This window comes from Ruegeria sp. HKCCE3926, from assembly GCF_017872515.1.
Classification (GTDB): domain Bacteria; phylum Pseudomonadota; class Alphaproteobacteria; order Rhodobacterales; family Rhodobacteraceae; genus Ruegeria.
Genome location: NZ_JAEDOU010000003.1, coordinates 345,636 through 369,819, shown reverse-complemented (window position 1 = coordinate 369,819; position 24,184 = coordinate 345,636). Strand labels below are relative to the sequence as shown.

Genomic DNA, 24,184 nt, shown 5'->3' with positions numbered 1-24,184 from the left:
CTAGGTTCTGTCACAAATTCCTTTGAAGGCTGAGGAGATGGCGCAGGCAGGTTGATTACCCTGCCAGTTGAGCAAACTGCTGAAACGGACGGAGTTCGGGCGTGAATTGACCTTTGCGGATCATGTTAACCAGTTCGATACCAGCTAGGGCAGATGCAGCTGAAGAGAAAGACTTGAAACCCAGCATTGGCCTGATCCGACGTTTTATGAAGCGATGGTCTTGTTCAATGATGTTGTTGAGATACTTCCGCCTCACCATCTCAATCGGTACCAGGCAACCAAAGCCTTTCAGCATCTTGTTTATTGCTTTGATGCCAGCTGTGTTTGCACCGCTTTTGTCGATGACAATTTTCCGTGGTAATCCGTTTACCTCAAGCGCACGAGCGAAGAACTTGGTCGCAGCCGCTTTATTTCGGCGCTTGGATAGCATGAATTCAAGGATCTTGCCGTGTTTGTCGATGGCGCGATAGAGATAAACCCACTCACCCTTCACCTTCACATAGGTCTCATCCATGCGCCATGAACGGTCGGCAGGACGCTTTTTGTGCCGCGAAGCATCAGCGACAAGACCGGCATATCGGCTCACCCAGCGATTCAAGGTCGCGTGATCGAGTTCAACGCCGCGTTCCGCCATGATTTCTTCCAGATCCCGGTATGAAACACCGTAGCGTAGGTAGAAGAAAACCGCGTACAAGATCACTTCTTTCGGAAAATATGCGCCTTTGAATGAGATTGTCACAGTCTGCTCCTGTCATTTAGAGCATGCGCTACCAAAACTAAGCTTGACCTGACAGGTGGGAACAAAGTTTGCGACAGAACCTTCTGGCTGAACTTATCCTGCTGAGCGGCATGGTTTGCGCGCACTTCTATGGAGGCCCTATAGGCTCAAGGACTGGAGGCGCGTAGCGACACGTTATGATCGCTGTCCCAAAGTCTTCCGCTCCGCAATCGCACTTGCAGCAACCGTCATCTATTGGTTATGAATCCTGACCCCAGGTCGCATTGAGACGTGCTTATCACCGCAGATTTCTCAGGGCAAAGTTGCTAAATATTGTGGGTGCCAGCGTCACAGACGTAGTACATGCACCGAACACTGAGCATGGCGAACAACGAGAGCAGCCGTGGAACCCAAAAAGAACTCTTTCATCCCAGGTTTATGTGAAGCGAGGACGATACAGTCGATGCCATGTTTGTTGGCGTATTCGGTGATTGCGCGACCTGCCGATTGGCTCTCGAGCAGGATAGACGACACGTCGGTCTCACTTGTTAGGCGCTCGGCCAAGCGCGCCTTTGCTTTCTGGAGAGATTTTTCTGCAATCCCTTCATCCATATAGCACATTATCTGTCTGTTCGGGGGCTCATGGATATGCGCGGCAGTGATTTTTCCACCTTCGGATACAAGGGCATGTGCCGCCGCAAGCGCGTGTTCACTGATGCCATGCTCCAGCGACAGCGCGACTAGAATATTTTTGTACATTTTAAACCTCCGTTTTTTTGTTTTCAGTTTTCTTCTGCGAACTGGCCTCTCCCACTTCATCTTTAGGAGGGCGCTCAGGCACCCCAGCCGAAAGTTGGGGTGCGTGCTATTTCGTCTTGGGCTTTTGCGCTTTCTTGCCACTACCGGCTGAGCAGGAGATCAGGCAGGAAGAGAGCCAACTCTGGTACAAAAGTCGTCAGCATCAGCGTCGGAAGCCATGCAAAGACAATGAAGATCAAAGTCGGCCACAGCATGCGCGAAACCGGCTCATCACAGACCTGAGCTCCAAGGTAAAGCAGCGGCGCAGTTGGAGGGGTGATGTTCGCCATACCCAGGTTCACGCCAATCACAGCCGCAAAATGGATCGGATCCATTCCAGTGCTCTGCGCGATGGGCAGCAAGATCGGTGTCGCCAGCAGCAAACCCGAGATATCGTCCATCAGCATCCCGATCAGGATCATCACAACGTTGATCATCAGAAGGATGACGACCGGATTGTCCGAAACGGAATAGACCAGATCTTTGGCCAACTGAGGGGCACCCTGCGAGATCAGGTTGTCCGACACGATCAGAACCATGAAGATCATGACCATGACCACACCAATCGTAACACCGGAATTCTGGATGGTCTGGGCCAGAGTTTTCCAGGTCAGGCCACGATAGAAGTAGATCGCGATTGGGATCGAGTAGACCACTGCGATACCGGCGGCTTCGGTCGGTGTCATGATACCGCCATAGATTCCGCCCAGAATGATCAGAGGCATCATAAGCGCAGGTCCGGCCAGGCGCGCCTGAACTCCGAATGTCGGCAGAAACGGTTTAGGACGTTCCGTCAGGTTAATGTCGTCATACTTCCGCAGCATGAACTGATTAACGATTATCAATAGCGTGATCAGGATGATCGCCGGAATGACCGTGGACAAGAAGCACTTTAGTACATGCTGCTGTGCGACCCAGCCATAAAGGATGTGCGACGAACTCGGTGGGATCAACAGACCTAAGGGGCTGGCCGCTACGATCAAAGCCGCCGATTGCCCACCCGGATAGTTGGCCTTTTTAAGGTGGGGCATCATGATGCCGCCAATACAGGTCAGCGTTGCGTTCGCACTACCGGAGATAGAGCCGAACACACCGCAGGCCAGTACTCCTGCCGCGCTCAATCCCCCTTTGATATGGCCAATGAACATTTCAGCCAACGAGACAAGAGGGGCGGCAATTTTGCCTTTTTCCATGATGCCACCAGCGATCATGAAGAGCGGGATCGCCAAAAGCACCAATGAACGGATGCCTGTAGAGCCGGTCGGCAGGTAGCCGGTGATGGATTGATCTCCAACAATTGCGATGAAAATCAAGACCGATCCGAATGCCACGTAAACGCTAACGCCCAACAGCAGCATAAAGCAGACAATAAGGAGACTTCCTCCGATGATCATTGGGTTTCTCCTTTTTGCATTTCTGATCTCAGGGGAAGCCCGAGCCCCTTGCGGATGTGTACGTACAAGTATGCCGCCGTGAACGTTGCCATGAGGCCAAAGGCAATCATGATTGCGATCCGCCAGGTCACAAATGGAATGCGCAGCACCGGGGTTGCGCGCAACCGCGGGAATGAGAAGTCATCAAGCAGCGAAACGTAGCACGCATACATGAGAAACAGGATCACCAGCACCTCAACAGTCAGGACGACAAAGCCGCGCCACCAGATCAACCGGGGGTTTTGGATTACAATGCCCAGAATGTCCGCGTTGATATGCAGGTTGCGGGCAGAGGCCAGCACTGCGCCTGCAAAAAACCCGATGATGCTAATGCCCAAAAGCCACTCTTCGTAGGCAAACAGATCACCGCCAAATCCATAGCGAATGACAACAACTGCCCCAAATGTGAAAGCCATCAGGAAACCGGCAAACATAACGATCTGCCTCATGACAAAGGCCACTGCTTTCAGCGGATATCCTATAATAACCGGCAACTCGTCAGTGATTTTTTGCGAGCTCTTCTTTTCTGCACTTTCGACGACCAACGGACGTTCAGCTTCAGAACTAGACATCTTTCTCCCTCCCTTTGTTGCGCCAAAGACCAAAGAAGGGCCAGCTGATCTGCTGGCCCTTCTTTTCAGTGTTTATTGCTGTTCCTTTGCTGCCAGCAGGCGGTCGATGATGTCCTGACCGACGTTTTGTGCCATCGCGGGCCAGACCGTTTCCTGGACATGAGCGGCCATCGCAGCTTGTTCTTCGTCGCTCAGGCGCAGGATGGTGTAGCCTTTGTCGAGTAGTTTCTGGCCGAACACCTCGTCATTCTCACGGTTGTAGGCAAAGAAGTCTTCGGACGCCTTGGTCATCGCGGCCTGCAGCGCGGCACGCTGTTCGTCGTTCAACTTGTCGAGCGTCCGCTGCGACGCATAGAAAGTTGTCAGCTCTGAGATCGAGTTGTATTCGACAAAGTGGGTGCCAACATCCGACTTTGCGAAGATCGAGTAGGTCGCAGTCTTGGTGCAGCAGATGGCCCCATCGACAATGCCGGCCTGAAGTGCGGGGAAAATGTCGCCCCATGCCATAGTGGTCGCCTGGTAACCCAGTTCTTCGACCATCGACTTCACGACGCTGGACGACCAGACACGAATGTTCATGCCTTTGTCGTCAAAGGTATTCCAGTTGTCGGGCTCTTGCGAAGCAACGATACCGATGAACCCCTCCGGATTCTGTGCCATCACGCGAACACCGTATTCGTCGGTGATCTCTTGCAGGATGGTGTTGAACTCGGAATCTATGTTCAAAAGCGTGCTTTCCATGTCATCCCAGCCGCCCAGCAGGAACGGCATTGACAGGAATTCCAAACGCGGATCGGTATCGGCATAGATGAACGCCGATGCCAGGTCGATATTACCGCGCGCAACATCTTCGAACAGCGCCTCACCCGAACCCAGTTGGTTTGCCGGGAATACTTCGATCTTCAAGCCGACGTCTGCTGCCGCGACATCCGCTGCGACCTGCTCCATCATTTTCGTGCCCTGATGGTCAATCGGGAACACACCGGCAAAGCGCAGAGTCATGTCTTCTGCTGCGGCTTCTGTTGAGATTGTGGTTGCAGCAAGCAAAGCCGCGGCACCCATCGCGCCAAGGGCGCGGCGGTTAATCTTCGTAATCATTAGGTTTCCTCCTCAGTGGTGGGTCTCCCGCCGCATTGCGCGCGGCGGGACGTTTCTTTGCTTCAATTCAGCAAAGTTCCGGGGCGATGAACTCATATCCAAGATCATCGGCCACAGCTTTGTATGTCACCTTCCCGTGGGCCACGTTCAGTCCGTTCATAAGGTGACGATTGTCTGCGAGTGCTTGCTTCCACCCATTGTTGGCAATGGCCAGAGCATGCGGCAGCGTGACGTTATTCAGTGCATAGGTCGACGTTCGGGCGACTGCGCCCGGCATGTTGGCGACGCAGTAGTGAACAACATCGTCGACAACATACGTGGGCTCTGCGTGAGTGGTGGCTTTGGACGTTTCAAAGCAGCCGCCCTGATCGATCGCCACGTCCACGACGACCGCACCGGGTTTCATTTTCGAGATCAGCTCGCGCGTGACCAGCTTGGGTGCAGCGGCACCCGGGATCAGAACCGCGCCCACAACCAGATCGGCATTGGTGACTTCTTCCTCCAGCGCAGCCTTGGTCGAATAGACAACCTTGGCGGACGCCTCGAAATGGTTCTCCAACTTCTCAAGAACTGCCGGATTGCGGTCTAGAATGGTCACGTCCGCGTGCAAGCCAACAGCCATCTGAGCCGCATTGAACCCAACAACACCGCCACCGATGACCACAACTTTGCCGGGCTTCACGCCGGGCACCCCGCCCAGCAATACGCCCAGACCGCCCTTTGCTTTCTCCAAAGCGCTGGCACCGGCCTGGATCGACATGCGACCGGCAACCTGGCTCATCGGTTTCAGCAGGGGCAGACCGCCATTATCGTCGGTGACTGTCTCGTAAGCGATGCAGACAGCGCCCGAGTTGACCAGATCTTTGGTCTGTTCCGGGTCGGGGGCCAGATGCAAATAGGTGTATAGGATTTGACCTTCGCGCAGCATGGCGCGTTCCACAGCCTGAGGTTCCTTCACCTTCACGATCATCTCTGCATTGGCAAAGATATCGGCTGCGGTTTCGGCGATCTCTGCGCCCGCGGCCCGGTACGCATCATCATCCGCGCCGATGCCGATGCCGGCATTGGTTTCCACGATGACGTTGTGACCATGAGAAACCAGTTCCGCGACGCTTTCGGGGGTCAGGCCAACCCGATATTCATGGTTCTTGATTTCCTTGGGAACACCAATGAACATTTTCTTCACTCCTTGGATCGGATGATCATTTTGCCGTTGGCATGACGAATTCGGCACCTTCCGAGATGCTCTCGGGCCAGCGCTGCATGATGGATTTCTGCTTGGTGTAGAAACGAACGCCCTCTTCGCCATAGGCGTGCATGTCGCCGAAAAGGCTCTTCTTCCAGCCGCCAAAGCCGTGCCATGCCATCGGAACCGGGATCGGGACGTTGACGCCGACCATGCCGACCTGAACCTGTTTGCCGAACTCACGCGCAACGTTGCCGTCACGGGTGAACAGTGACACGCCGTTGCCGAACTCGTGGTCGTTGATCAGTTGAAGGCCTTCGGCAAAGTTCGAGACGCGGACGCAGGACAGGACGGGGCCAAAGATCTCTTCCTTGTAGATCTTCATGTCGGGCGTGACGTTGTCGAACAGGGTGCCGCCCAGGAAGAACCCTTCTTCGTGCCCTTCGACGGTATAGTCGCGACCATCGACTAGCAGGTCAGCACCCTCTGCAACACCAGAGTCGATGTAGCCTTTGATCCGATCACGCGCAGCGGCGGTGACAATCGGGCCCATCTCGGCGTCCAGTTCAAGGCCATTCTTGATCTTCAGAGTTTCGGCGCGCTCTTTCAGGACCGGCATCAGTTTGTCGGCGGCATCGCCAACCAACAGGGCAACAGAAATCGCCATGCAGCGTTCGCCCGCCGACCCGAAGGCCGCACCAATCAGGGCGTCGGCAGCCTTGTTCATGTCGGCATCGGGCATCACCAGCATGTGGTTCTTTGCGCCACCCAGAGCCTGAACCCGTTTGCCGTGCCGAGCACCAACTTCGTAGATATAGTTCGCAATCGGGGTCGAACCGACGAAGGACACGGCCTTGACGTCGTCGTTCTCCAACAACGCGTCCACGGCGACCTTGTCACCTTGTACGACGTTGAACACACCATCAGGGAAACCTGCCTTCTGCATCAGATTCGCGTACAGCAGAGAGGCCGACGGATCGGTCGGAGACGGCTTCAGGATAAAGGTATTGCCTGCGGCGATGGCGATCGGGAACATCCACATCGGCACCATGACCGGGAAGTTGAAGGGAGTGATCCCGGCGACAACCCCCAACGCCTGACGCGTGGTCCAGTTGTCCATGCCAGTGGAGACCTGCTCCGTGTAATCGCCCTTGAGGAGTTGCGGGATGCCGCAGGCAAACTCGATGATATCAATACCGCGCTCAACCTCGCCTTGGGCGTCGGTGAAAACCTTGCCGTGCTCGACGGTGATCGCGCGCGCCAATTCGTCCTTGTGCTCACGCACCAGAGCCAGAAAGTTGTTCATAAGACGTGCACGGCGGATCGGCGGAGTGTTCGACCACTTCGGGAACGCTGCTTTGGCGGCGGCCACTGCGTCGTCGACTGTCTGGACGTTCGCCAGCGACACCTCGCCGGTTTGCGCTCCGGTTGCGGGATTGAAAACCGGCTGAGTATTTTCACCGGATGGAGCAGTGATTTGGCCATTAATGTAGTGGCCGATCAAAGCGATCGGGGATGCATCTTTCATGATGTCAGTCCTTTTTGGGGTTAGAAGTCAGGGACTATGGCAGGTCAGCCAATACTTCTCCGAGTGTTTGACAGAGTGTCGTTATTTCGGGTTCCGAGATGATCAGTGGTGGCGACAAGGCAATGATGTCACCGGTGACACGGATCATTATTCCGGCATCCCAGGCCCGCTTCATTGCATCATAGCCCCGTGCACCCGGCGCGCCTTCTCGTGGGGCGAGTTCAATTGCGCCAACCAGTCCCAGGTTGCGAATATCGATCACATTCGGCAGCCCTTTAAGGCTGTGAAGCTGATCCTCCCAAGGCTGCGATAGCAACGCGGCGCGGCGGAACAGGTCGTTCTGTTCATAGCTCTTCAAAGCTGCCAGCGCGGCGGCACAGGACACCGGATTTGCGGAATAGGTATAGCCATGGAACAGTTCGATCGGCGCATCGGCGTTTTCCATCGCCGAGTCGTAGATCTTATCGGACACAATGACCGCACCCATCGGAATTACGCCGTTGGTCAGGCCTTTGGCGGTCGTGATGATGTCTGGCTTTACATCAAAATAATCTGATGCCGTCGCCGCACCCAGACGACCAAATGCAGTGATTACCTCGTCGAAGATCAGCAGAATGCCATGTCGGTCGCAGATCTCACGCAGTCGCTTCAAGTATCCTTTCGGCGGCAGAAGCACACCGGTTGAACCGGCCATTGGTTCGACGATCACAGCCGCAATGGTCGAGGCGTCATGCAAAGCAACCAAACGCTCCAGATCGTCCGCCAACTCTGCCCCGTGTTGCGGGCAACCGCGAGAGAATGCGTTTTTCTCCAGATCATGCGTGTGACGTAGATGATCAACACCGGTCAGGAGCGTGCCAAAATGCATGCGGTTCTTGACGATGCCGCCAACCGAAATGCCACCAAACCCTGTGCCATGATACCCGCGCTCGCGCCCGATCAGGCGGGTGCGCGCTCCATCGCCTCGCATCCGATGGTAATGCAGTGCGATCTTGAGCGCCGTATCGACGGACTCGGAGCCTGAGTTGGTGAAGAAGGCGTGTTTCATTCCCTCAGGCATCATCGCGGTCAGCTTTGCCGACAACTCAAACGCCTGAGGGTGGGAGAACTGGAAATTCGGCGCATAGTCCAACTCGTGCACCTGCTTCTGCACGGCTTCTACGATCAGCGGATCCCGGTGGCCCGCGTTGACGCACCACAGTCCGGCGGTGCCATCCATGATCTTCCGACCATCGGAACTGGTGTAATACATTCCTTCAGCCGATTGGATCATCCGGGGCTCGCGAAGGAAATCACGATTGGCCGAAAACGGCATCCAAAACGATGACATTGTGTTGGGTTGATCGAGCACGTACATTCCTCGTGAAGCAGATTTTCATTTGATGACAAATCTTTGCAGAGTTCGCGCCTTCCGCATACCCGGCTTTGTTTTAATCTGTAAGTTATTGAAAAAAATCGTTGGGCCCTTAGAATGCTTTCGATCCAAAGCGGGAAAGCACTGGAGTAACGGTTATGTCATCAGATCTCGAAACAGCCCGTCGTCTAAAGTTGATTCGAACGACCAAAGGCCTCAGTCAACGCGAAATGGCGAAACGCGCAGGAGTGGGTAGCGGAACGATTTCTCAGATCGAGAGTGGATCAACTCAACCTTCCGTGGCGCTGCTAAAAAAGATCCTTGCCGCAGTCGACGTCAACTTGGGTTTTTTCTTCAGTTTCGAATTGCAGAACGAGGAGTCGTTTTTTTATCCGCACGAAAGAATGCGCGACCTTGGTTCAACCGGAGTTTCCTATTTGCTTGTCGCAGGTGAGCGCCGAGACAGAAAATTACAGATGCTAATCGAGGAGTACGAAGTAGGTGCCGACTCGGGGCGAGCTGAACTGTCTCACGAAGGTGAGGAATGCGCGGTTGTGATAGAGGGCCGTCTTGAAGTCACGGTTGATGGGCAGTCGAGGGTGCTGGGGCCAGGTGATGCGTATTACTTCTCAAGCATTTTGCCACACAGGTTTCGGAATGCCGGTGATGCGCCGTGCAAGGTGATCAGCGCATGCACACCTTCGTCGTTCTGACTGAACCACAAGAGCTCTTTTGTGAGCGTTTTCAATATTTCGCGGAATGGTGAAATTCGACAACCAACTCGTAATGTCGAGATGAAGTCGACATTCACAACCAGGAGCCAATTGCGGTTTTCTTACGCGGTCCCGAACGGCGAATTCTTATCGGATTTCGCGCTTGCCGTGAATGGCCGGAATGCGTGCGCGGCTGCAGAAATCCAACGAAGTGCGCAAAGTCGGTTCTGGGCCGTCCTTAACGGCGAGGGCTCCGCATAGCCAGGACCGACTACTTGAATTCGAAACTTGTTCCGAAGCTTGTGCCCCTCCGGCACGATTCAAACCAGCCCTCACACCTCTACCATTTAGGCATTGTCGACCGAAAACAGAGCCGCAAGCGCTGCTTCGCGTCCGGCCAACGCGCCGTCGCGCACAGTTGCGAGAACCAGCTTTCTGGCCGAAGCCTTTGGAAGTTGGATACTTTTGACCTCTGCGGACCGATATCGGACAACGTCCGGTGCAGGCAGAAGCGTAAATCCCAGTCCCGCTGAGACACATTCCATGATGGCTTCCAGGTTATCGAGAACGATCGTCTCGGACTCCTTTGGTCGGTCATGCTTCAACATTTCGCCTGCGATAAGTTTCCCGATGCCCGTGTTGGGCATGAAGTGAAAGAAGGGCTGCTCACTCAGCAAACCCGTGAGACCGTCCACTAGGAGGGTTTCATGGGCCGCAAAAACAAAAGGTTCTTCCCTCAGCACCAATTCTGACAGCGCATCAGGAACGCCTTCGGCATCCGTGACAAGCGCCGCGTCGAGTTGCCCATTCACAACCTTATCCTGCAGCACTTTTGAGAGCCCGGTCTCAAACGCGAAGGTCGCCTGTGGAGCATCGCGCTTGGCGTTCTTCAGAAAGTCAGGCAGCAGTCGGACGGCGGCGGAGGTCACAAAGCCGATCCGGAAATGTCCAACCAAAGTATCCGTGGGCCTGCACAGATCGAGAAGCTTGTCCTCGCGTTGCAGCAGCGGCGTCGCGGCCTCGACGATGGTTCGTCCGATGGGTGTCAAGCGCGGTGGCCGCACGGTGCGATCAAAGAGATCGACGCCGAGTTCCGTTTCCAAAGCCTTCATCTGCATGGAAAGAGCGGACAAAGTCATGTTCAGCTGCTCAGCTGCTTTAGCAAAGGAGCCGACCTTGGACACGCGGACCAGGGTTCTGAGAGAACGTGTCTGCATTACTTAAGAAACTCTGTATTTGATATCAAATCTTATTCGATTGCGTTGGACTTTAGCAAGCGTATTCTGACCAGAAGAGAATGAGGGACCTGCCATGACACATCCGCTTGTTGACGTCGCAAAAGAGTTGGTGCCGGGATTTGAGAAACGCGCTGCAGAGTGGGACAAATCCCGTGTCTACTGCTGGCAGAACGTTGGTGAACTCGCCGATGCCGGGATCATGGGGATGTCTATTCCGAAGGAATATGGCGGTCAGGGCGCAAGCTTTCTCGACGTGGCCATGGTGGTCGAAGAGATCGCCAAGGCCTGCACGCTGACGGCGCGCGTCGTTGTCGAAGGCAATATGGGCGGCATCAGCGCAGTCATGGGCTACGGCAATGATGAGCAGAAAGCCTTTTGCGCGTCCCATGTTCTGTCCGGAGACAAACCCGCGATTTGCATCACCGAACCTGAGGCCGGGAGTGCTGCAACTGAGATGCTGACCACGGCGCGCAAACAGGGTGATCGATACATCCTCAACGGCACCAAGCACTGGATCACCGGCGGCGGCGTGTCAAAACTCCACCTCATCTTTGCCCGCGTCCTCGATGAAGCGGGTGTCGAGCAAGGCATTGGCGGTTTCATCCTTCATGCCGATCCGCTCTCGGGCGAGATGCCAAAAGGGTTCGCCGTGGTGGGCCGCGAATATACGATGGGCCTTTGCGGGATGCCGGAAGCGGAACTTCGATTTGAGAATGTCGAGATCGAAGAAAAGTGGTTGGTCAAACCGCCATCTGGCCTCAAGCGCGGCTTTGCCGACCTCATGAATGCTTACAATTCACAACGCGTCGGCGCGGGTACCATCGCCATGGGTGTCGCCGCCGGGGCGCTCGAACATGCCAAGCGTTACCTCCATGAGCGGGAGCAGTTCGGGCGTCCGCTTGCGGAGTTCCAAGGCCTTCAATGGATGGTCGCGGATATGGACACGCAGGTCCATGCGGCGCGGCTGATGTTGCATGAGGCGGCGCGGTCGCGCGGCCCGAATGGCAGCCAATACCCTGACATGACAATGGCCGCCCGTGCCAAGCTCTTTGCCTCCGAGATGGCGATCAAAGTCGTCAGTGACGCGCTGCAGATGTTCGGTGCACGTGGCTACTGCGACCGCGAGCCGTTGGAGCGGATGTATCGGGATGTGCGCATGTTCACCATTGGCGGTGGAACAGCGCAAGTCCTGAGAACTCAAATCGCCGGGACCGTTCTTGGGATCAAAACACCACAGACGCGTGACGGATATACGCGCCTCACGACAGCAGCGCGCTTCGCGGCTGAATAGGAGACCCTATGAAAACTGAGAAAGACCTTCGGGCCGCCGACCTCGTCGCGCGGCGGCTCTACGAGGCTGGCTGCAGGCATGCATTTGGTATGCCGGGTGGCGAGGTGCTGACGATAGTCGATGCGCTCAAAACGGCCGGTATCAAATTCATTCTGTGCAAGCACGAAAACAGTGCCGGCTTTATGGCCGAGGGCGCGCATCACATGACGGGCGCGCCCGGCATTCTGGTGGCGACAGTCGGGCCGGGGGCTGTCAACGGCGTCAATGTCGTCGCGAATGCACAGCAAGACCGCGTGCCCTTGATCGTCCTGACGGGCTGTGTCGATGCAACCGAAGCCCTGACCTATACCCATCAGGTTTTAGATCATCAGGCTGTATTCCGTCCCATCACCAAGGCGAGCTTCGTGCTGACTGCGGATGGAGCGGATACGATTGCAGACAAGGCCGTTGCGATTGCAACGGATGGCCGGGACGGTCCTGTTCACATCGACGTCCCGATCTCCGTGGCCGATGCAAAGCCTGGACCCGTTGAGATGCGCCGCCGGGCCAAGGTCAGCGCGGTTGTTCCTGGGGAAGATGATCTCACGCTGGCCCGCTCATGGCTCGCGTCGTCCAAGCGACCCGTGATGATCGCTGGCCTGGATGCGCTCAAGGACAATGCGAGCGCCGCTGTTTTGCGTTTTTGCGAAGCGCATAACGTACCGGTCATTACGACTTACAAAGCCAAAGGCATCATCGCGGAAGATCATCCGCTCTGCCTTGGCGGAGCGGGCCTGTCGCCAAAGAACGATGATATCCTACTGCCCTTTGTGAAGGAGGCTGATCTGATCATCTGTGCTGGCTACGACCCAATCGAAATGCGGGTTGGGTGGCGCGATGTCTGGGACCCTGAAATTGTCAATGTCATCGACATCACCGCCGAGCCCAACACCCACTACATGCACCAATCGACCCTCCAACTCGTCAGCCATGTCGGACTAACGTTGGACGCTTTGTCAGATTGCATTGCGACAACGCCGAGCTGGTCGGGGGGCGGGATCGACGACGTGCGTGACAGCCTGACCAAGGCCGTTGCCGAGACGGAGGCGTGGGGACCTGGTGTGGTCATCGATACCTGTCGCGACGTGCTGCCAAAGAACACTGTCGCTACCGTCGATTCCGGCGCGCACCGGATTCTGCTATCCCAGAAGTGGTCCTGCTACGCGCCTAAGGGCCTGTTGCAGTCGTCTGCTCTCTGCACGATGGGCTGCGCGGTTCCGCTCGCAATGGGTGCCTCCCTGATCGAGCCCGAGCGAACCGTCGTGTCTTTTTCCGGTGATGCCGGCATGCTGATGGTCGCCGGCGAATTGTCGACAGCAGCGGAACTTGGGTTGAAGACCATTTTCGTGGTCTTTGTGGACGCCAGCCTCGCGCTGATTGAAATCAAACAGCGCGGCCGTCAGCTCAAGAACGCGGGCGTCGATTTCGACAAGCACGACTTTGCCCGATTGGCCGAAGCCTTCGGAGGCAGCGGGCATACCGTTGGCAACGCCGAAGAACTGAAGGCTGCACTCATGGAAGCCCGGAGCGCGGACAGTTTCACAGTCATTGCTGCGGTGATTGATCGGGGGGCATACGATGGACGGATCTGATATGCGTGCAGACCGCCTCGCGGCAGTCGCGCCCTCGATGATCATGGAGCTCGTCGCTAAGGCCCGCGCTTTGAAAGCGCAGCTCTCTGCTATTGCGGAGGTGTTGCGCCGCCACCCCCATCTCTGGGTTCAAAGCGACGACATTTACGAGCATCTGATGTTCGATGATCACCGCTTCGTCTCGAGCCTAAATGTTGCTCCCGACCTGAAACCAAGAGCTTTGCTGGTCAACGGCGTCTCGAAGGTCTTCGCAATGACCGGGTGGCGCATCGGCTACGGCGCGGGTCCGGCATCCCTGATCGTGGCAATGAATGTGGTCCAAGGTCAGAGCAGCACACATGCCTGTTCCATCTCACAAGCGGCGTCGGTTGCGGCACTTGATGGTCCGGCGGAGTTTTTTGCAGACCGCGCAAAAAGCTTCGAACACCGCCGCAACATCGTCGTTGATGCGCTGAACGGGATCGACGGCATCTTCTGTTTGCGACCGGAAGGTGCTTTCTATGTCTTCCCGCATGTTGGAGGCCTCATCGGTCAAACCACACGCGACGGCGCGGTTTTGAAAGACGACACTGCGGTCAGCGCTTGGCTTTTGGACAAACACCATCCGTCGACCGTTCCGGGCGCTGCCTTTGGGTTGTTGCCCCATATCCGTATCTCGACGGCTGCATCCGAGGAGGACCTTCGATCCGCGTGCGTCCGCATCAAGGCAACGGTCGGGTCTCTGAGGGTCGCGGCATGACGGGTCTTCTTTCGGGACTGAAGGTCCTCGATCTCATTGGCATTCTGGCCGGTCCCACATGCACGCAGCTTCTTGCGGATATGGGAGCGGATGTCATCAAGGTCGAAAATCCTCTCACGGCCGGGGATGACACCAGAAGCTGGGGGCCGCCTTTCTTCGATGAGTTGGAAAGTAATGTCGCGGACCTCAGCGCTTATTTTGATTGCACCAATAGGAGCAAACGATCCATCGCCATCGATCTTGCAAGCGCCGAGGGGCAGGAGGCGATCAAGCAACTCGCAGCCGTGTCTGACGTTTTGGTCGAAAACTTCAAACCCGGCGCGCTGAAGAAATTTGGCCTCGACTATGAGAGCCTGTCCACGATCTCTCCAGGTCTTGTCTATTGCTCGATTTCCGGCTTCGGCCAGACGGGACCGAATGCCAGCAAACCGGGCTATGACCTTATGGCGCAAGCCTATGGTGGGATCATGTGTCCGTCGTCAGGGATTTTTGGGACAGATGGCGGCCTGAGCTAAGAGAGGATCAGGCGCATCTGTTTGGTTTGATTATGCGGCGGTTTTGCGGTGAAGCAATCGCCGGGTTTCGATTGTCTTCCGTTTGATCCTTTCTCGTTGTTTCAGAACGGTGTGGCCGCGCTCGAAGTAGACATCGGCCGGGGTGAGGTTTTTCAGGCTCTCGTGATAGCGCCGGTGGTTGTAGTGATCGACGAAAGCATCGATCTTTTGCCGGAGATCACCGGGCAGGTAGTAGTTTTCCAGCAAGATGCGGTTCTTCAAGGTCTGGTGCCAGCGCTCGATCTTTCCCTGAGTTTGCGGATGGTATGGCGCCCCTCGGACATGATCCATTTCCTGATCTTCCAGCCATTCAACAAGTTCACCAGAGATATAACTGGATCCGTTATCACTGAGCAGCCGTGGCTTGTGGAAGACGGTCGCCTGGGCACAGCCCGAAGCCTGCAAAGCCAGGTCCAGCGTATCGGTGACATCACTGGCCTTCATCGTCGTGCAGAGCTTCCAGTCGATGATGTAGCGGCTGTAATCATCGAGGATGGTCGATAGATAGAACCAGCCCCAGCCGACCACCTTCAGGTAAGTGAAGTCGGTCTGCCAGAGTTGGTTCGGCCGAGTGGTTTTGTCCCGGAACTCGTCGGCCGCCGATGGAACCACATAGGCCGGGCTGGTGATCAGGTCGTAAGACTTGAGAATGCGATACCCGTTCGTCGGGTGATCCGTCCACTGGACGGATCACTGATCCTCCTTACCCTCTGACACAAAGTACTTTTCCGCGTCAGTGAACGGCACGGCCAGCTCCCGTGGCGACAGATCAGTTTCTTTCAGGGCCAGGTCCTTGACCTTCTCGCGCCCCGGTTCGGGAATGCGGTTCCAGACGCGGGATGGTTTCGGGCTGCGATCCTCAAGCGCCTCAGGGCCGCCAGCCAGATATCGGTCATACCAGCGATAGAAGGTGGTCTTCGGGATGCCCAGCTTCTCCAAAGTGCGCTTGGTCGGGAGATGCGAACCTTCGATGAGGCGGATGATCTCCAGTTTTTCGGATGCGGCCCTCTCATCGCTGCAGACAGCGACTGCCGGGTGACAGATATCTCATGCGTCGTCGCCCCCATCTGTCACCTGACAGGCGCATGTAAAGCATGCTGCCGAGAGGGCGCGATCATGCTTTTTTGAGCAGGCGAAGCTCCAGGGCCTGTTCTGCAACAACTTCTTTCAGATCGCGGGATTCCCGCCGTAGGTCTTTGACCTCGGTCGATGTCGCAGCACGTGCCGTGTCGCTTGCCAGACGTTTCTTGCCGGCTTCCAGGAACTCCTTGGACCAACTGTAGTAGAGGCTCTGCACTATGCCCTCGCGGCGACACAGCTCTGCAATGCTGTCCTCGCCCTTCAGGCCGTCCAGTGCGACCTTGATCTTCTCTTCCGCTGAATACTGCTTGCGGGTGGCGCGGAGGATGTCTTTGACGACCTTCTCGCCGTGGCTCTTACACGTTCCGGTCATGCGCTACATTTGATCCACTGGATCAAATGCTAAACGCTTTGACCTATATCATCTCCGCTCCTTGGTGGTTACGATGTGCCAGAAACCCTCTCTTATCAAATCGACCTAAACTGTCCCATTGGCGCTGACGTCCGACACGTGGCAGTCCGCAGCGCCACCAGCCAGGAACGAACCCGGTGCATTGCGTGCAGGTCCAACTGGTCCTGGCTCTTCTCAGTGACCGTGTGCAGGTTTGGACGCATCACTGCTTCTGCAATTGCCTCCGCATCATTGTAGTCCTTCTTTTGTCCCTTGTTGAATGGCTTCACATAGGTCGCTGGGATGATCCGAGGCTCAAAACCGAGCTCTCGCAGCAGTCGGCTGACAAAATGCGCGCTCATGCAGGCTTCCATCCCAACGATGCAACGCGAAAGTTTCTCAAAGATCGGCGTTAGTTCTAACCGCTCAATCTTCTTGCGCAAAACGCGCCGGCCTGCATGACCAAAGTCGACGAGGTGGCTTGTGTCTTTACCGATGTCGATGCCCATGACTGCGATCTTTTCCATGTCTTCTGGGATTTTTGGCAAGCTCAAGGATTGGAGACGCTTGACGACACGCTATGACCGATCACCAAAGGTGTTCCTCTCGGCCATCGCGCTCGCCGCTCTCGTCATCTATTGGTTATGAATCCTGACCCTAGGATTGCGCGGGCCAATAGAAGAAAACCAAATCCACCGGCATGCCCGGGCTGATCAGTGAATATTCAAACACAGGATTATCATAGAGGTCATTCATTCCCGAAACAGCATAACCTTCCGTTGGCATCCAGTTTTCGTCAAAACCCATCTCATAGTCGCCATTTTCGTCATGGTAGGCCACAACGCTATAGTAATCGGCATTCAGATCAGGGAAGTCCACGCGTTGCGGTTCCATGCTGGCCGGAAGCGCGATAAAGCCAGCGGCTGCGTTGTAATCCAGTATGTCGAAGGCGGCAGCATTATCAAAAGCCATGACAACAAGTTGACCTTTGTCACTGCGTGCGCCGCGCAGGTTGATCACCAGCCCATAGTCGGACGGCGTTCCTGTCGAAGAGGCCGAGGTCACGGCGATGTCGGTGCGAAAACCTGAGGCGACCCAGGCTCCGCCAACAAACAGGGCGGCTGTGGCCAGAGCCCCGAAGATGCGTTTTGAGTTGGACGGCATGGCTTGGTCCTCGCCTTAAGAGTGGTTCGAAGTTTTGGCGTCTTGTTTCTTGGGCTGCCAGCCGGGCGGACGGAACAGAACCGCCAGCTTGTTCCGGAAACCCGGCATATGCCACGCATCGCGAAAGACACGGGTAAAGCCGTGGAAAAACGCCACAAACGGATTCACCGAATTGATGGGCGTAACCAGACCATAGGTGACTTCCTCGTTCTCCTCTTCGAATGTGCCAAACATACGGTCCCAGATGATGAAGATCCCGCCATAATTCTTGTCCAGGTACTTGCGGTTTGACCCATGGTGCACACGGTGATGCGACGGCGTGTTCATGATGTACTCAATGGGCTTCCAAAGCTTGCGAACCACCTCGGTGTGCAGCGCCGTCTGGTAGAGCTGCACCAGAAGTTCCGCAATCAAAACAACGAAGGGATTGAAGCCGAGAAGAACCAACGGCAGGTGGAAGAAGACGGGCCAGAAGCCATCCAGCGGACCATGCCTGTAAGCCACCGAGATGTTGAAGAAAGGTGAACTGTGATGCACCGAATGGGTGGCCCACAGAATATTGATCCGGTGCAGGATTCGGTGTTCCCAGTAATAGGCAAGGTCCGCAAGAACCAGCACAATCAGGAACGACGCCCATGTCGTGGGAATGTCGAACACAGCATATTGCGACGCCCAGACATACGCTCCGACATAAAAGCCGGCCATCAGCACAAAGGTAATCGCAATGAAAAAGCCAAGAGTGATGAAGTTGGTGACCGTGTCCCCAACCATCTCGAAGCTAAGCTTTTTCCCTATGGCGTAGCGTACAAGCTCAAAGATCAGGAAACCTATTGCAAAGACGAAAAACCACTCGTCGATCATTGTCTCCCAATAGTTGAGCTGAAAGTCGCTAATGTACGTGTTGAGGAGTTCCATTCTCATCGCCTCCTAATAAGTTGTCTTTTGTGACAAGTAATGGATTTCAGACCCATGTCAAGTAGACCGCTCGACAAATGAAGCTCTGGTTTAAAAACGCATTCACCGCAGGAAAACGCTGCTTAATAAAGAAAAGGGTTTGGCCGCTCTCGAGCTCAGATCTTCTTCCCGAGCACAGCATCGTCGTTTCGCAATATATAATACAGCCCGGGCCGGAAACTTCGGACGGGGGTTCACCAGAACGAACCATCCCCGGTCGGATGGCAATCTCGATGACGAATGGCATCTGGACGAAGTTGTTGTCTCGATCGTGGGAGCCGACGCCTTCAGAACCAATAGCGAGCAAGCATTCAAGTGTTTACACTTGGCCGCCTGCGGTCAAACGAATGCCACGATCATTGCGGGGCATTTCATGCGATCACCGCTTGAAAGTATGGTGTTACCCAATCAACCCAAGTCGTTCGCCCGGAGCCGCAAAACGCCGTAGATTGGGGAGTATCTCAGTTAGGGCCGCATCCTGAACACCAAACCAACGAGAAAGGTCTGCATAGAGCTGATCGGTAGAAGTCGTTGGGATCAGCACGCCGTCACCCACATCCAGCGGGTTGTCATCGCCCAACCCCAGGACAGGGTAGTCACCGAAAATTCGGCCACCGACAATGGGATCCCCCATCACCAAGGTATTGCCGCCCCAACCGTGGTCCGATCCGTTGCCATTCGATGTGAGCGTGCGGCCAAAATCGGAACCGGTAAAGGTGACAACCCTGTCCGCCAGCCCCATGTCTTCGAGCGCGGACTGGAAGGCGCCCAGAGCTTGGGACAACACGGCAAGCATGCTGGCATGGGTTTCAAGCAACTCATCATGATGGTCCCAGCCGATGTAGCGCACAAAAAAAGTCTGCTGCTCCAGCCCGAGACGATCAGAGGCGGCGATGGTGCGGCCACCATCTTGAGTTGCTGTGCGAGGTCAGTTTCAGGGAACCTGCCCGGGGCCTCAATGCCCTTGGTGGCGGCAGCGAAAGTCTCGTGCTGGGCCTGGGCGTTTCGCGTCAGGCGCAGGTAGGTTTCCCTGAAGGGATCTCCGGACTGATCGGCTGACATCATACGATTGAAACTGTCATTCAGCAGATCATTGAGTGGGGTAAAGCATGTTTGCCATTGGGTGCATTCCTCTTCTGGAAAAGTTAAGCCACCGATGGAAAGAAGTCGCCCGGCAGCATGAAAAAACCCAGCACAACCCTGGCGATCTGGATACACCAGAACAGGACCGGCTCAGTTGCCATGCAGACATCGGTCAACAAGAAAGCTTGTCCAGACGATATGCCAAGGACGCTCCAATATAGAAACAACAGACCCCAAAGAAATTGATAGCCCAGGAGAATCGAGGTCATCAGCAGGGCGAACACAATGTAGTTTGCGGAATGGCTGCGTTTTATGCGGGGTCTGCCAGATTTTCACATAGCGAAATTGCCATCGCCTTCGACTGGTTCACCCACTCTGCCGGCATCTCCAAGGCAGCAAGCGATGCCGTGTTGAAGTAAAGCGCCACTATGCCATGCGCTGCGCGCTGGGTGTTGACCTCTGAAGCCCCGGGATAGTTCCGCTGCAAAACCTCAGTAACCTGCGCTTCAAATCCAAGGATCGAAGCCCGGCAGTTTATTCTGAGTTCACCATCCTCTTTGGCCCGAGCCGTAAGAGCCGCAAATGCCAGAACCAGATCGGGTGACGAATCTGACTGATCGGAGAATAGGTAGTTCACCAAGGCATGCGCGGGCTCTGAATCCGGCAATGCGGCAACCAATTCGTTCGCAGCACTGTTGAACTGGTCCAACACGTAATCCTGCAAGGCCACGATCATCTCATCCCGGTTGCCAAGGTGGTGACGGATCAGTGGGCGGGTCAACCCCGCCTCTTTTGCAATCGCACTCAAGGTGGCACTATCCAGGCCCATCCGTGCGACACAGCGCACAAACGCCTCCATGACCTGACCATAGCGCTCATCGCGATTTGAAGGGCGTCCCATTGTTCTAATCCCAATATTTCAGCCGCAATGACGACTGAGCGGTTCCACCGGCTAAGACAGCAACATCCTTGAATTCTGGAGGCAGGCCCTCGGTCGGGACCTGGACCTTCATGTCCAGGTCACCATCCATGTCCTCATCGTAAAGAGCGACAAAAGCGTAGTCTCCCAGGGGTAAATAATGAAACGTGAAGGCGGTCTTTGAGCCGGACGCCGGTATCTGTGCCATCGCTGCCGCATTGGTTACGTCCATTGCCTCAAATGCGTCAGCTTTATTGAAGCCGGCTACGATGATTACTCCATTTCCGTTTCGAAGGCCTTCAACAGTAGTCAGAAATGGTGCGTTATTGGAGGGTTGAGCAAAAGAGCTGTTTGCAATGGCTAAAAAGGCTGTCATCGCCGTGTATCTCAAAAATCGCATCAGATCACCGAAAGCTGCCAAGTGTAAGCGAACATAGGTGAAGCACGATTAATTCTCAAATGCGACAGCAAACTGCAATCCCAAACCCCTGAACGTTCAAATCGGTCATAAGAACGTTGGTTTCCACACTCTCCCACACACGAACTAGGCTCCAGACTCATTGAATTACAGCCAGAACAGCACGGTAGCTGCTAGAGCGATGGCCAAAAGGAATACCTTTGGGCATCTGTCATATCGGGTTGCCACACGCCGCCAATCCTTCAGGCGTCCGAACATGATCTCGTATCACTGCCCGGCAGTGCATTGCACAGCAATGTCACGAGAGGGGCGATTGCGTCGTTTGTAACGGCGCTTGTGGCGACCGCTAAATTTCTTTTCATCATCTACAACCGGCTTAAGAATCCCTGCTTTCAACAGGTGCTGCGCCTGCGCCCTCGTGCAGTCGATGTAGTCCGGGATTCTAGATACAGGCACAGCTCGGACCAATTTTTTGATCAATTTCTCAGCTTGCTGGACGCGAGCGGTTTGACGCATTGAATCGTGGTCGTTTGAGCCGCGAAGTAGTCCGGATTTTGTCAAAGCACTCCTAACTGTTTTCGGATGCAGCGCATACTTCCTGGCGAGCGACGCTACTGAGTGCACCCTTGCCTGATCTACTACTGAGCCAAATAGCAAAGTACCCGGCTCTACCCGGACGTTGTCTAAAATGAACTCTCGAAATACCTCTTTGAAAGGGCCGATGTGTTTAACACCGCGGTCGGCCTGGACCCAGTGAAAAAGTCTTCCGAATGTTCCCTGCGGCCCGGACTGTGCTTGGCTTTTTTCAGAACTATTCAATAGATATCTCAGGCCTTCTCGATTTCCCTCCTCGCCCCTCGATGTGAACTCGTAACCTACCTTAGCGGCGTGATCCCATTTGTCTTCGTTTAGCTTCGAAAGCGCGGCATGGGCCCCAAACTCAACGCATGCCCCAAGCATCTCGGTAGAACGGCTTGCCAGATCAATCGGCTGGCTATCCATCCAGCTCGATACCATATGACCTTCCAACCGTTTCTCCACATAACCTTGAAGTTCAGAAGGTCTTCGAGTTTTTGAGTGCGCCAAGATGTCCTCAAGATCCCCAATGTTAGGTTTCAAGTACGAAGTGTCGATCTTCGCACCATTGCTTGTTGCCTTGCGCGCTCGAACCAAAGGCACGCTATGATATCGACAGGTTCGAACCGGGTTAAATGTCCAATTGATGCTTGCTGCGCCAATTCCCAATCCGTCTCGGTTGGTCTCAATGTCCGAAAGTAAGCAAGCCGGGCAGAAAGTTTGCCTGTTTCTTAAGAGAAATTCCTGAAAGAAGTTCTCGCTGCGATAACCGTAAGCGGTATTCTCTCAGGAAGGGCTCAACTATTTGGGAAATAGCAAGGTAGCTACAAGTCTTACGCCCCAACCGTCAGGTCCACTATCTGGGCCGTCGGCCCAGTAGCGTACTCCCCCGCCTACGCTGATAAGTTGATCCTCGAGTTGGGTAACTTTGGTGACAACACCGTTGATTGGCACAGACCATTGATCGGTTTCCCAGTTGTAGGTGGACTCAGTGTTTAATGTGAACGTCCACGCGTTCGAATTTGTGTAGGAAATAAATGGCTGTAAGAACGTCTGGTTGATGTCGGTATCACCATCAATGTCCCAGATGTGATTTGTAAGGCCACCATATGTCCACTGACCCTGCTGTTTGAGTGCCACGCCGGTAACTCCAGCACCCCACTCTCCGAGACCTAAGCTGTTATCTGTCGACGTTGGCAGCAGAAAAACGGGGCCAGCCCCCCAGATCCAACCGCCCGCACTTGGTTTTTTGGGCGAAAGGAATAAGCTTTGAACAGTATCTCCTAGCCCAGTCTCGGATCCAGAACCCGGCAGGCCACCGTCTATGGAGGCAATTGGAAGAATTGTTCGGGATATGAGGTTCCAATCATCCGAAAGATCAAAGGGAACAACCGGTTGTACGTTTAATATCCAATGCGAACCATTTCTGTCGGCACCCAAATTCTGATCATAATTCAGCTGGAATGGTACACTAATGAGAGCGGCCACTGGGTTAGCAAGTTGCTTTGCTAGTTCTTCTTCCTGGGACTCTGCCCACGCAGTACCAGAAAGGGCACCAATCCCGGCAAGTATGGAGCAGCGTAGCAACCTGAGGTTCATAGGCGGTCTCCTCTTAGCTGGCCGTTTTCTCATGGGTGGCTTGCACTTGAGATCGCCAGGTTGGCAATGACGTCAATGGCCCACTCACAGTCCGCCGCCGCCGAACTGGATGAAATTATCCAGCACGGTTGACTTATAGCCAAAATACTTGATCGAACATGGCTTTCAGACTGTCTCCATAAGCGTATCCGAAAGCACATCCTCGGAGAGGGCCCCCGGTGCGCCTATCGCGACAAGCCTTGTTTCGGGTTTGCGGTCACCCCATGTTCCATCCCGTGCTATGTCCATACGTTTTCCAACGACCTGAACAAGAATGCGATGATCCGGATCCTCCTCACTGAAGACAAAACCCTTGAGACGATAGACATCACCGGGAAGCTTCCGAATAGCGCTGCGGAGAGAGGATAGGCTTATGGGGTGTTCAGCTTTCATCATAGTTGTTGAAAAGCTGTCTGAATGATCAGCGTGGCGGCAACCGCAGTCGGGGCCATGTTCATGATGATCGGGTATTTCTGTTTGTAGCTGTTCGGCGGCAAAGCGACCGACTGAAAGAAGTATATCCAGTGGGACGTCCGCATTGACAGCTTCGACCAAACGATAGCGACGGAAGCGAGACCCGAGCCAATCGTGTACCCTTTGAACAGCGGCCCTGTCGACAAGATCGACTTTGTTTAAAATAACCATATCTGAGAACGCGATTTGACGGAGCTTCAGTTCCATTTGTTCCGGCGCAGCAAAAAGCTGTTCCGCATCAACCAGACACATAAGGCTGTCCAAGCGGATCATGTCCCGAAACTTCTGATCGGTAAATGTCATCGCAATTGATGACGGATCCGACACTCCGCTTGCTTCAAGGACGATGTATTCCGGTTTCTCAGGCCGGGCGAGAACGGCTTCCACCGTTTCGATCAGGTCATCTCGGATCGAGCAGCAAACGCAGCCATTCGCGAGGCTCATGACGTCATCTTCGAGGCCGACCACCAAGTCTGCATCGACGTTTATGGATCCAAAGTCATTTACAAGAACCGCAACCCGCAACCCGTGATTGCCTGTTAGGATCCGGTTCAAAAGTGTAGTCTTACCGGCTCCAAGAAAGCCGGTAAGGATCGTTACGGGGATCGCAGAAGTCGAACCAAATTCAATCATT

20 protein-coding genes and 7 pseudogenes are annotated in these 24,184 nt (G+C 54.9%); 7 read left to right on the top strand and 20 right to left on the bottom strand.

The genetic code is table 11. The features are described from left to right. Nucleotides 1-55: 55 nt before the first annotated feature. On the bottom strand, nucleotides 56-739 hold the full coding sequence (locus tag I9184_RS11770) for an IS6 family transposase (protein ID WP_209834466.1): 684 nt from the start codon (nucleotides 737-739) through the stop codon (nucleotides 56-58). A 139-nt stretch (nucleotides 740-878) separates the two neighbouring features. Between I9184_RS11770 and I9184_RS11765 the strand changes: the two are divergent. Beyond that, nucleotides 879-983: pseudogene (locus tag I9184_RS11765) on the top strand (IS5/IS1182 family transposase); the annotation flags it as partial. 83 nt (nucleotides 984-1,066) lie between these two features. Here the strand turns inward: I9184_RS11765 and I9184_RS11760 are convergent. The 7 genes from I9184_RS11760 to I9184_RS11730 all read right to left on the bottom strand — a co-directional run bounded on the left by I9184_RS11760 (nucleotide 1,067) and on the right by I9184_RS11730 (nucleotide 8,690). After that, nucleotides 1,067-1,477, bottom strand: coding sequence for a universal stress protein (locus I9184_RS11760; RefSeq protein WP_209834464.1), 411 nt, complete (start codon nucleotides 1,475-1,477; stop codon nucleotides 1,067-1,069). A gap of 140 nt (nucleotides 1,478-1,617) precedes the next feature. Then, entirely contained in the window at nucleotides 1,618-2,910 is a 1,293-nt protein-coding gene (locus I9184_RS11755; RefSeq protein WP_171636597.1) for a TRAP transporter large permease, read from the bottom strand. After that, the gene (locus I9184_RS11750) at nucleotides 2,907-3,554 is read right to left on the bottom strand and encodes a TRAP transporter small permease subunit (protein ID WP_245218091.1); all 648 of its coding nucleotides are present in this window, start codon (nucleotides 3,552-3,554) and stop codon (nucleotides 2,907-2,909) included. The genes I9184_RS11755 and I9184_RS11750 overlap by 4 nt, the downstream gene beginning before the upstream one ends. A 39-nt stretch (nucleotides 3,555-3,593) precedes the next feature. Next, nucleotides 3,594-4,583 carry a TRAP transporter substrate-binding protein DctP gene (gene dctP / locus I9184_RS11745; RefSeq protein ID WP_209834491.1) on the bottom strand — a complete coding sequence of 330 codons (990 nt, stop codon included), beginning with the start codon at nucleotides 4,581-4,583 and terminating at the stop codon, nucleotides 3,594-3,596. A 103-nt stretch (nucleotides 4,584-4,686) separates the two neighbouring features. After that, nucleotides 4,687-5,796, bottom strand: coding sequence for an alanine dehydrogenase (gene ald, locus I9184_RS11740; protein WP_171636599.1), 1,110 nt, complete (start codon nucleotides 5,794-5,796; stop codon nucleotides 4,687-4,689). A 25-nt stretch (nucleotides 5,797-5,821) separates the two neighbouring features. Continuing rightward, nucleotides 5,822-7,333 (bottom strand): CoA-acylating methylmalonate-semialdehyde dehydrogenase, encoded by a 1,512-nt coding sequence (locus I9184_RS11735; RefSeq protein WP_216598284.1) that lies wholly within the window; start codon nucleotides 7,331-7,333, stop codon nucleotides 5,822-5,824. A gap of 34 nt (nucleotides 7,334-7,367) precedes the next feature. Next, nucleotides 7,368-8,690: an aspartate aminotransferase family protein gene (locus tag I9184_RS11730; RefSeq protein ID WP_209834462.1), complete on the bottom strand. Its 1,323-nt coding sequence runs from the start codon at nucleotides 8,688-8,690 to the stop codon at nucleotides 7,368-7,370. A gap of 155 nt (nucleotides 8,691-8,845) precedes the next feature. On the opposite strand from I9184_RS11730, the gene I9184_RS11725 reads away from it, so the two are divergent. Beyond that, entirely contained in the window at nucleotides 8,846-9,400 is a 555-nt protein-coding gene (locus tag I9184_RS11725; protein WP_171636604.1) for a cupin domain-containing protein, read from the top strand. A gap of 347 nt (nucleotides 9,401-9,747) precedes the next feature. Here I9184_RS11725 and I9184_RS11720 read toward each other — a convergent pair whose 3' ends face one another. Beyond that, nucleotides 9,748-10,617 carry a LysR family transcriptional regulator gene (locus I9184_RS11720; RefSeq protein ID WP_209834460.1) on the bottom strand — a complete coding sequence of 290 codons (870 nt, stop codon included), beginning with the start codon at nucleotides 10,615-10,617 and terminating at the stop codon, nucleotides 9,748-9,750. Between the two features lie 94 nt (nucleotides 10,618-10,711). Here I9184_RS11720 and acdA point away from each other — a divergent pair, with 94 nt between their 5' ends. The 4 genes and pseudogenes from acdA to I9184_RS11700 all read left to right on the top strand — a co-directional run. Further along, entirely contained in the window at nucleotides 10,712-11,929 is a 1,218-nt protein-coding gene (acdA, locus tag I9184_RS11715) for a 3-sulfinopropanoyl-CoA desulfinase (RefSeq protein ID WP_209834459.1), read from the top strand. 8 nt (nucleotides 11,930-11,937) lie between these two features. Beyond that, nucleotides 11,938-13,560, top strand: a complete 1,623-nt coding sequence (locus tag I9184_RS11710) for a thiamine pyrophosphate-binding protein (RefSeq protein ID WP_209834457.1) — start codon at nucleotides 11,938-11,940, stop codon at nucleotides 13,558-13,560. After that, nucleotides 13,547-14,299 (top strand): aminotransferase class I/II-fold pyridoxal phosphate-dependent enzyme, encoded by a 753-nt coding sequence (locus I9184_RS11705; protein WP_209834455.1) that lies wholly within the window; start codon nucleotides 13,547-13,549, stop codon nucleotides 14,297-14,299. The genes I9184_RS11710 and I9184_RS11705 overlap by 14 nt, the downstream gene beginning before the upstream one ends. Next, a pseudogene (locus I9184_RS11700) lies at nucleotides 14,296-14,769 on the top strand (CoA transferase); the annotation flags it as partial. The gene I9184_RS11705 and the pseudogene I9184_RS11700, both read left to right, overlap by 4 nt. 75 nt (nucleotides 14,770-14,844) lie before the next feature. Here I9184_RS11700 and I9184_RS11695 read toward each other — a convergent pair. Both I9184_RS11695 and I9184_RS11690 read right to left on the bottom strand, forming a co-directional pair. Beyond that, a pseudogene (locus tag I9184_RS11695) lies at nucleotides 14,845-16,306 on the bottom strand (IS3 family transposase). Between the two features lie 137 nt (nucleotides 16,307-16,443). Further along, nucleotides 16,444-16,851: pseudogene (locus I9184_RS11690) on the bottom strand (transposase); the annotation flags it as partial. A gap of 10 nt (nucleotides 16,852-16,861) precedes the next feature. Between I9184_RS11690 and I9184_RS11685 the strand changes: the two are divergent. Next, nucleotides 16,862-16,972: pseudogene (locus I9184_RS11685) on the top strand (IS5/IS1182 family transposase); the annotation flags it as partial. 9 nt (nucleotides 16,973-16,981) lie between these two features. Here the strand turns inward: I9184_RS11685 and I9184_RS11680 are convergent. The 9 genes and pseudogenes from I9184_RS11680 to I9184_RS11640 all read right to left on the bottom strand — a co-directional run bounded on the left by I9184_RS11680 (nucleotide 16,982) and on the right by I9184_RS11640 (nucleotide 24,183). Next, nucleotides 16,982-17,488, bottom strand: coding sequence for a DUF2141 domain-containing protein (locus I9184_RS11680; protein WP_209834451.1), 507 nt, complete (start codon nucleotides 17,486-17,488; stop codon nucleotides 16,982-16,984). Nucleotides 17,489-17,503: 15 nt separating this feature from the next. After that, nucleotides 17,504-18,403, bottom strand: coding sequence for a sterol desaturase family protein (locus I9184_RS11675; RefSeq protein WP_209834449.1), 900 nt, complete (start codon nucleotides 18,401-18,403; stop codon nucleotides 17,504-17,506). Between the two features lie 439 nt (nucleotides 18,404-18,842). Further along, nucleotides 18,843-19,346, bottom strand: a pseudogene (locus I9184_RS11670) (DUF1501 domain-containing protein); the annotation flags it as partial. A gap of 489 nt (nucleotides 19,347-19,835) precedes the next feature. Then, the gene (locus tag I9184_RS11665) at nucleotides 19,836-20,426 is read right to left on the bottom strand and encodes a TetR/AcrR family transcriptional regulator (RefSeq protein ID WP_171723851.1); all 591 of its coding nucleotides are present in this window, start codon (nucleotides 20,424-20,426) and stop codon (nucleotides 19,836-19,838) included. Between the two features lie 4 nt (nucleotides 20,427-20,430). Continuing rightward, a complete protein-coding gene (locus I9184_RS11660) occupies nucleotides 20,431-20,844 on the bottom strand; it encodes a DUF2141 domain-containing protein (protein ID WP_209834448.1) in 414 nt (137 codons plus the stop codon). Between the two features lie 165 nt (nucleotides 20,845-21,009). Then, nucleotides 21,010-21,126, bottom strand: a pseudogene (locus I9184_RS11655) (IS5/IS1182 family transposase); the annotation flags it as partial. Nucleotides 21,127-21,129: 3 nt separating this feature from the next. Then, entirely contained in the window at nucleotides 21,130-22,107 is a 978-nt protein-coding gene (locus I9184_RS11650; protein WP_209834446.1) for a hypothetical protein, read from the bottom strand. A 132-nt stretch (nucleotides 22,108-22,239) separates the two neighbouring features. Then, nucleotides 22,240-23,037: a transporter gene (locus I9184_RS20925; protein WP_245218090.1), complete on the bottom strand. Its 798-nt coding sequence runs from the start codon at nucleotides 23,035-23,037 to the stop codon at nucleotides 22,240-22,242. A 165-nt stretch (nucleotides 23,038-23,202) separates the two neighbouring features. Continuing rightward, nucleotides 23,203-24,183: a GTP-binding protein gene (locus I9184_RS11640; protein WP_171723854.1), complete on the bottom strand. Its 981-nt coding sequence runs from the start codon at nucleotides 24,181-24,183 to the stop codon at nucleotides 23,203-23,205. Nucleotide 24,184 lies beyond the last annotated feature (1 nt).